A 7,116-nucleotide genomic window follows, 5' to 3' on the forward strand; every position below is an offset into this window, starting at 1 on the left:
AACGACGACGAGAGCGTCTTCATCGAGGCGCAGGCCACGAGGGGCGCTCTCGGCGCGTTCGTCGCCGCGGTGCGCGCCGATGCGCCCGCGCTCGCCGTGGTCGACGACGTCGAGGTGCGCGCGGTCGCGACCATCCCCGACGAGAGCGGCTTCCGCATCGTGCCCTCGCGGCGGGCCGAGGGGGCGCGCACCCTGATCCCCGCCGACGCGGGGCTGTGCGACGACTGCCGCCGCGAGCTGCACGACCCGACCGACCGCCGCTACCGGTACCCCTTCATCACCTGCACGAACTGCGGTCCGCGGCTCAGCATCATCCGCGACCTGCCCTACGACCGCCCGCTGACGACCATGTCGGTGTTCCCGATGTGCGACGCGTGCCGTGCCGAGTACGACGACCCGCTCGACCGGCGCTTCCACGCCCAGCCGATCAGCTGCTGGGAGTGCGGCCCCACGCTCCGCTACGACGAGGACGCCGAACCGGATGCCGCGGCCACCGGCCTCGACGCGATCGACGCCGCCCGTGCGCTGGTGCGCTCCGGGGGCATCCTCGCGGTGAAGGGGCTCGGCGGCTACACCCTCATGTGCGACGCGCGCGACGAGCACGCCGTGTCGCGCCTGCGGGAGCGCAAGCACCGCCCCGACAAGCCGTTCGCGGTGATGGCGGGATCGGTCGCGCTCGCCGCCCAGCTCATCGACCTCGACCCGCGTGCGGGACGGGAGCTGGCGGGACCGGCGCGCCCCATCGTGATCGCCGGGCAGGCCGCGGCATCCGATCTGGCACCGTCGGTGGCCCCCGGGCTCGATCGGGTGGGCGTGATGCTCGCGAGCGCCGCGGTGCACGAGCTGCTGCTCGGCGACGGCGACGTGTGGGTGGCGACGAGCGGCAACGTGTCCGGCGATCCGCTGTTCTTCGACGACGACGAGGCGCGGGCAGGGCTCGCGGGCATCGCCGACGCGTTCGTGTCGAACGACCGGCGGATCCACGTGCCCGTCGAGGACTCCGTGGTGCTCGCCGACCCCGACCGCGACGAGCTCGTGCCGCTGCGGCGCAGCCGCGGCTACGCGCCCCTGCCGGTGCGGCTCGCCTCGGGCGCCGGCGCGGTGCTCGCCGTCGGCGGTGAGCTGAAGAGCACGTTCGCCCTCACCCGTGACGGCATGGCGTTCCTCTCGCCCCACATCGGTGACATGGGGTCGCTGGCCTGCCAGCGCGCGTTCGAGCGTAGCGTCGCCCAGCTCGCGGCCCTGCACCGCCGCGAGCCCGACCTGCTCGTCGCCGACCGGCACCCCGACTACGCGACCACCCGGTGGGCCGAGCGGCACGCCGAGGCCCGCGGCATCCCCCTGCTGCAGGTGCAGCACCACCACGCGCATGCGCTGAGCCTCGTCGCCGAGCACCAGGCCGGCGGTGAGCCCGTCGTCGTCGCGACCTTCGACGGCACCGGGTTCGGCGACGACGGCACGAGCTGGGGCGGCGAGTTCCTCGCGCTCGACGCCCGGCCGCTGCGGTGGGAGCGCGCCGCCCACCTGCGCCCGTTCCGGCTGCCCGGCGGCGACAGCGCGACCCGCAACCCGTGGAAGACCGCCGTCGCCGTGCTCGCCGACTGGGGCATCGACGACACCGGCCTGCCCTGCCTCGACGCCGCCCCGCCCGCCGAGCTCGCCGTCGTGCGTTCGCAGCTCGCCGCGGGCATCGCGTGCCCGACGACCTCCAGCGTCGGTCGCCTGTTCGACGCCGTCGCGTCACTGCTCGGTGTGCGCCACCGGGTGACGTACGAGGCGCAGGCCGCGATGGAGCTGGAGGCCGCGGCATCCGCCTGCCGACACGGCGGCCACGGCGCCGCACCCGACGTCACGCCCGAGACGCTCGTGCGCGAGCTCGCCGACCGGCTGCGCGCCGGCGACGCCGTCGCGTGCCTTGCGCGGCGGTTCCACGACGGCATCGCCATGTGGACCGCCCAGACCCTCGCGCACGTCGCCGCCGCCCGCGGCGCGCGTCTGGTGGGGCTCTCGGGCGGCACCTGGCAGAACCTCGCCCTGCGCACGGCGGTGCGTGCCACGCTCACCGCACTGCAGGTGCCGGTGCTCGTGCACGAGCGCGTGCCGGCCGGCGACGGAGGTCTCAGTCTGGGGCAGGCCTGGGCCGGCACCCTGCTGCTGGAGAGAGGGGAGGACGCACATGTGTCTCGCGATTCCGGGTCGCATCCTGCGACGGTGGGATGAGGGCGGCGCGCTGCTCGCGGAGGTCGACTTCGCGGGCGAGCTGCGCCGGGTGAAGCTGAACTTCCTGCCCGACCTCGAGGTCGGCGACCACGTCATCGTGCACGCCGGCTTCGCGCTCACCAGAGTGCCCGAGGAGCAGGTCGCGCAGGTCATGTCCGCGATGCGCGATGCGGGCCTGCTCGACGAGTTCCCGGCGGTGGCGTCGTGAGTGACGGGCGGGTCGCGGCGGTGCACCTCGCTCGCAGTCGCGCGATCGACGGCGCCCTGTATGTCGTGACGGATGCCGCGGCTCCCGCGCCGTTCGTCGCGGTGCCGACGGCGGGCGCCGAGGCGGTGCTGCGCGCCCGGGTGCGGGCCGGGGACAGCGTCGTGGCAGTGGCGGACTTCCCGGGGCGCGACCGCATCCTGCGCCGTGCGTCGGCGTGGGGCGCGAACGCGATCTGGGTGGGGGAGTCGTCCCGCCCCGACGACGGGCTCGCGACGGTGTGCGTGCCGGGCGACCCGCGGGAACTCCTCGCCGACTGGGCCGAGTCGGCGCCGCGCCTGGCGGCCGACCCGCTCGCGATCGCCCCGGCGATCGTGGAGTGCACCGACGAGGTGTGCATCACCTGCAGCGACGAGGGGCGCCTCGGCGAGGTGGTCGCCGCCCCCGAGGGCCTGTTCGAGCCGGCGCGGGTGCGCACGGCCGATGGCCTCGAAGACGTCGACGTGACGATCGTCGGGCAGGTGCTGCCCGGCGACCTCCTCGTCATCCACGCGGGCACCGCGATCGCCCTGGTCGCCGAGCCCGCATCCCTTCCCCCGATCGGAGACCCCCGATGACCGACCAGGCTGCGCCCCCGCGCTCCAAGAACCGGCTCAACGACAGCGAGGACGACGTCCTCGCCCGCATCGAGGCGTTCCGCCGTCGACGGCCCCGTCTCATCGACGAGTTCGTGACCCTCGCCCACGGCGCCGGCGGCAAGGCGTCCGCGGCGCTCGTCGACGCGGTGTTCTTCGAGGCGTTCGGCTCGCCGACACCGTCCGATCCGGGCGATGCGGCCGTGCTCGAGGTGCCCGCCGGGCGTCTCGCGTTCACGACCGACTCGTACGTCGTCAACCCGATCCGCTTCCCGGGCGGCTCGATCGGCGACCTCGCCGTCAACGGCACCGTCAACGACCTCGCGGTCACCGGCGCCGTGCCGCGGTGGATCACAGCCGCGTTCGTGATCGAGGAGGGCCTGTCGATCGATGTGCTGCGGGAGGTCGCCGCCGACATGCGGCGCGCCGCCGACGCGGCGGGCGTCGCGATCGTCGCGGGCGACACGAAGGTGGTGCCGCGGGGAGCCGCCGACAAGGTCTTCATCACCACCGCGGGGGTCGGCCTCATCCCCGAGGGCCGTGAGCTTGGCGCGCACCTCGTCGAGCCCGGCGACGCGATCCTCGTGTCCGGACCCATCGGCTCCCACGGCATGGCGGTCATGCTCGCCCGCGGCACCCTGGCGATCGATGCGCCGGTCGCGAGCGACTCACGAGCAGTGTCCGCTCTGGTCGAGGCGATGATGGATGCCGCGCCCGGCACCAGGTGGATGCGCGACGCCACCCGTGGCGGCCTCGGCACGGTGCTCAACGAGCTCGTGCAGGCGGCCGGTCTCGGCGTGATCGTCGACGACGACGCGGTGCCGGTGGAACCCGCCGCGCGCGGCGCGTGCGACATGCTCGGCATCGACCCGCTCTACGTCGCGAACGAGGGCATGTTCGCCGCGATCGTGCCGGCGGCGCAGGCGGATGCCGCGCTCGCCGCCCTGCGGTCGCTGCCCGGCGGCGCGCAGGCCGCCCGCATCGGCGAGGTCGTCGCCTCGCCGTCCGACATCGTCGCCGTGCGCAATGCGTTCGGCGGCACCCGCATCGTCGACATGCTCGTCGGCGATCCGCTCCCGCGGATCTGCTGACCGGCCGCACGGAAAGAAGGAACCCCCCATGTGTCTGGGCATCCCCGGCGAGATCGTCGCCATCGTCGACGACGCCGACGACCTCGCGTCCGTCGAGGTGAGCGGCGTGCGCCGCACCATCTCGACCCGCCTCCTCGCCGATGAGGGGGTGAGGGTGGGGGACTGGGTGCTGGTGCACGTGGGGTTCGCGATGAGCAAGATCGACGAGCGCGAGGCCGACCTCACCCTCGATCAGATCCGGAAGCTCGGTCGCACCTACGACGAGGAGCTCGAGGCCTTCATGGAGACGGAGATCGTCTGATGCGTTTCGTCGATGAGTTTCGCGACCCGGCGGCTGCCCGGTCGCTGCTGACGGTCATCGAGGGCCAGGCCGAGCGCCTCGGTCGCCCGCTGTCGTTCATGGAGGTGTGCGGCGGTCACACGCACACCATCTACCGGCACGGCCTCGAGCACCTGCTGCCGGAGTCGATCCAGCTCGTGCACGGTCCCGGCTGCCCGGTGTGCGTCATCCCGATGGGTCGCGTCGACGACGCGGTCTGGCTCGCGCACCGTCCCGGCGTGATCTTCACGACCTTCGGCGACATGATGCGGGTGCCTGGCACCGAGGGGAGCCTGCTGCAGGCGCAGGCCTCGGGCGCGGACGTGCGGTTCGTCTACTCGCCGCTCGACGCGCTGAAGATCGCGATCGACAACCCCGACAAGGAGGTCGTGTTCTTCGCCGTGGGCTTCGAGACGACCGCTCCCTCCACCGCGGTGACGATCGCGCGGGCCGCGGCCCTCGACGTGCGGAACTTCTCGATCTTCTGCAACCACGTGCTCATCGAGCCGCCGCTGCGCGCCATCCTCGACTCGGCCGACCTCGAGCTCGACGGCTTCATCGGCCCCGGGCACGTCTCGACCGTCGTCGGCACCGAGATCTTCCGGTTCATCCCCGAGGATTACGGCCTGCCGATCGTGGTGACCGGCTTCGAGCCGCTCGACATCCTGCAGTCGATCGAGATGCTGCTGGCCCAGTACGAGAGTGGGCGCTGCGAGGTCGAGAACCAGTACGCCCGCGTCGTGCGGCCCGAAGGCAATCCCGCCGCCCTCGCCCTCATGCGACAGGTGTTCGCGGTGCGCGAGACCTTCGAGTGGCGCGGGCTCGGCTACATCCCGCGCTCGGGCTACGGCATCCACCCCGACTACGCCCGCTTCGACGCGGAGCAGAAGTTCGCGATGCCGGGCGTGCGGGTCGCCGACCCGCCGGCCTGCGAGTGCGGCAGCGTGCTGCGCGGGGTCATCAAGCCCTGGCAGTGCAAGGTGTTCGGTACGGCCTGCACCCCGGAGACGCCGATCGGCACCTGCATGGTCTCGCCCGAGGGTGCGTGCGCCGCGTACTACAACTTCGGGCGCCTGCACCGCGAGGCCGCGCAGGCGGTGGCGCGGGCGTGACCGCCGCCGGCGAGCGGCTGTTCGCGCGCTACGCGCATCAGCCGAACGAACGCGGGTACTGCGGCCCCGAGGGTGCCGACGGCCTCGCCGCGGTCGCGCGGGGGGAGGCGGCATCCGTCTCGGTGCCCGACGTCGCCCGGCGCTTCTCGGGCGCCTGGCCCTACCTCACTGTGGTGGGCGATCTGCTGGGCGTCGACCCGCTCGACGAGCGGGCGGTGCGGGCCTACTGGACGGGCTCGGCCGAGGGCGACGCGCTCGACGCCGACGAGGTGTGGCGACGGCTGGTCGCGATCATCGGGCCGCAGGCGGGCTCGTACTGGACACACCTCGACGACCGGCTCGCCGCCGAGGCGGCACCGCACCACGCGTTCCACGTGTTCGGCGTCTACCCGTGGACGCGCCTGCTCGACACCGGCCTCCCCGAGCCCGTGCAGGTGCTCGCCGACTGCAGCGTGGTGCCGGCGCGCGTGCGCGAGGTCGTCGACGACGGATGCCTCGTCGACGCCCCGGCGCTGCACTACGCCGACGGCAGCCTGGCGTGGGGCGATGCCGTCCCGCGCCGGGTGGCGGTGCCGTACGGCGACGAACTCGCGGTAGGAGATGCGGTCACGGTGCACTGGGACGCCGTGTGCGAGCGCATCGACGACGCGGATGCCGCGGCCCTCGCCGCGCGCCTCGCGTCGCAGCTCGAGCGGGTCAACGCCCGTCTCGCCGCCGCGCTCCCCCGGTGACGGCACTCCGCCGCGCTGCTGCGCTGACGGCACCCCGCCGACGCGGCGCCGCCCTCAGTGGCCGGAGATGGCGTCCGCGATGCGGGCGACGACCGAGGTGCGCGCCGTGCCCGTCGCCGCCTCGACGCGGTCGGCCGCGCGGTAGGCGGCGTAGAGCCCGCGGACGGCCAGCCACCGCAGCGGCTCGACCTCCCACCGGTGGGCGCGGTGGTTCACCCATGGCAGGCGGGTGAGTGCGGTGTCGCGGCCGAGCACCAGGTCGGCGAGGGTGCGGCCGGCGAGATTCGTGGCGGTCACCCCGGTGCCGACGTACCCGCCCGCCCAGCCGAGGCCGGTAGCGCGGTCGAACCCGACGGTCGCCGCCCAGTCGCGCGGCACCCCGAGCACGCCCGACCACGCGTGCGCGATCGGCACGCGCACGGCCGCGGGGAAGAAGGTGCGCAGCAGTGCCGTGAGCTGGCGCACGGTGCCCGGCGCGGTGGAGCCGTCGGCATCGACCCGCGAGCCGTAGCGGTACGGCACCCCGCGGCCGCCGAACGCGATGCGATCGTCGGCGGTGCGCTGCGCGTACATGTAGACGTGCGCCATGTCGCCGAGGGTCGCCCGCCCGTCCCACCCGATCTCGTCCCACGCGTCCGCCGGCAGCGGCTCGGTGACGATCATCGACGAGTTCATCGGCAGCCAGGTGCGGTGGGTCGCGGGAAGGCCCGCCGTGAAGCCCTCCGTCGCGCGGATCACGATCGGCGCCCTGACGTCGCCGTGCGCGGTGCGCGCGCGGCCCGGCACGATCTCCTCGACCCGGG

The 7,116-nt window shown here is 74.0% G+C and carries 8 protein-coding genes; 7 read left to right on the plus strand and 1 reads right to left on the minus strand.

Features of this window, described 5'->3' with window-relative positions; all coding sequences use genetic code 11:
• From hypF to ABT08_RS12310, 7 genes are all read left to right on the plus strand, one after another.
• Positions 1–2,220 (plus strand): carbamoyltransferase HypF (gene hypF / locus ABT08_RS12280; protein ID WP_288115140.1); only part of this gene is annotated, 2,220 nt, incomplete at its 5' end.
• On the plus strand, positions 2,177–2,428 hold the full coding sequence (locus tag ABT08_RS12285) for a HypC/HybG/HupF family hydrogenase formation chaperone (protein ID WP_045247835.1): 252 nt from the start codon (positions 2,177–2,179) through the stop codon (positions 2,426–2,428). The genes hypF and ABT08_RS12285, both read left to right, overlap by 44 nt.
• Positions 2,425–3,042: a hypothetical protein gene (locus tag ABT08_RS12290; protein WP_056519404.1), complete on the plus strand. Its 618-nt coding sequence runs from the start codon at positions 2,425–2,427 to the stop codon at positions 3,040–3,042. The genes ABT08_RS12285 and ABT08_RS12290 overlap by 4 nt, the downstream gene beginning before the upstream one ends.
• Positions 3,039–4,151 (plus strand): hydrogenase expression/formation protein HypE, encoded by a 1,113-nt coding sequence (gene hypE / locus ABT08_RS12295; RefSeq protein ID WP_082483107.1) that lies wholly within the window; start codon positions 3,039–3,041, stop codon positions 4,149–4,151. The genes ABT08_RS12290 and hypE overlap by 4 nt, the downstream gene beginning before the upstream one ends.
• Before the next feature lie 28 nt (positions 4,152–4,179).
• The gene (locus tag ABT08_RS12300; RefSeq protein ID WP_045247836.1) at positions 4,180–4,452 is read left to right on the plus strand and encodes a HypC/HybG/HupF family hydrogenase formation chaperone; all 273 of its coding nucleotides are present in this window, start codon (positions 4,180–4,182) and stop codon (positions 4,450–4,452) included.
• Complete coding sequence (gene hypD / locus ABT08_RS12305) at positions 4,452–5,582, plus strand: hydrogenase formation protein HypD (protein WP_045247837.1); 1,131 nt, start codon at positions 4,452–4,454, stop codon at positions 5,580–5,582. The genes ABT08_RS12300 and hypD overlap by 1 nt, the downstream gene beginning before the upstream one ends.
• Positions 5,579–6,313, plus strand: a complete 735-nt coding sequence (locus ABT08_RS12310; protein ID WP_288115141.1) for a DUF6390 family protein — start codon at positions 5,579–5,581, stop codon at positions 6,311–6,313. The genes hypD and ABT08_RS12310 overlap by 4 nt, the downstream gene beginning before the upstream one ends.
• A gap of 54 nt (positions 6,314–6,367) precedes the next feature.
• Here ABT08_RS12310 and ABT08_RS12315 read toward each other — a convergent pair.
• Positions 6,368–7,116 (minus strand): NAD(P)/FAD-dependent oxidoreductase (locus tag ABT08_RS12315; protein WP_288115142.1); only part of this gene is annotated, 749 nt, incomplete at its 5' end.

This window comes from Microbacterium sp. SCN 71-21, from assembly GCF_001725695.1.
Taxonomy (GTDB): domain Bacteria; phylum Actinomycetota; class Actinomycetes; order Actinomycetales; family Microbacteriaceae; genus Microbacterium; species Microbacterium ginsengisoli.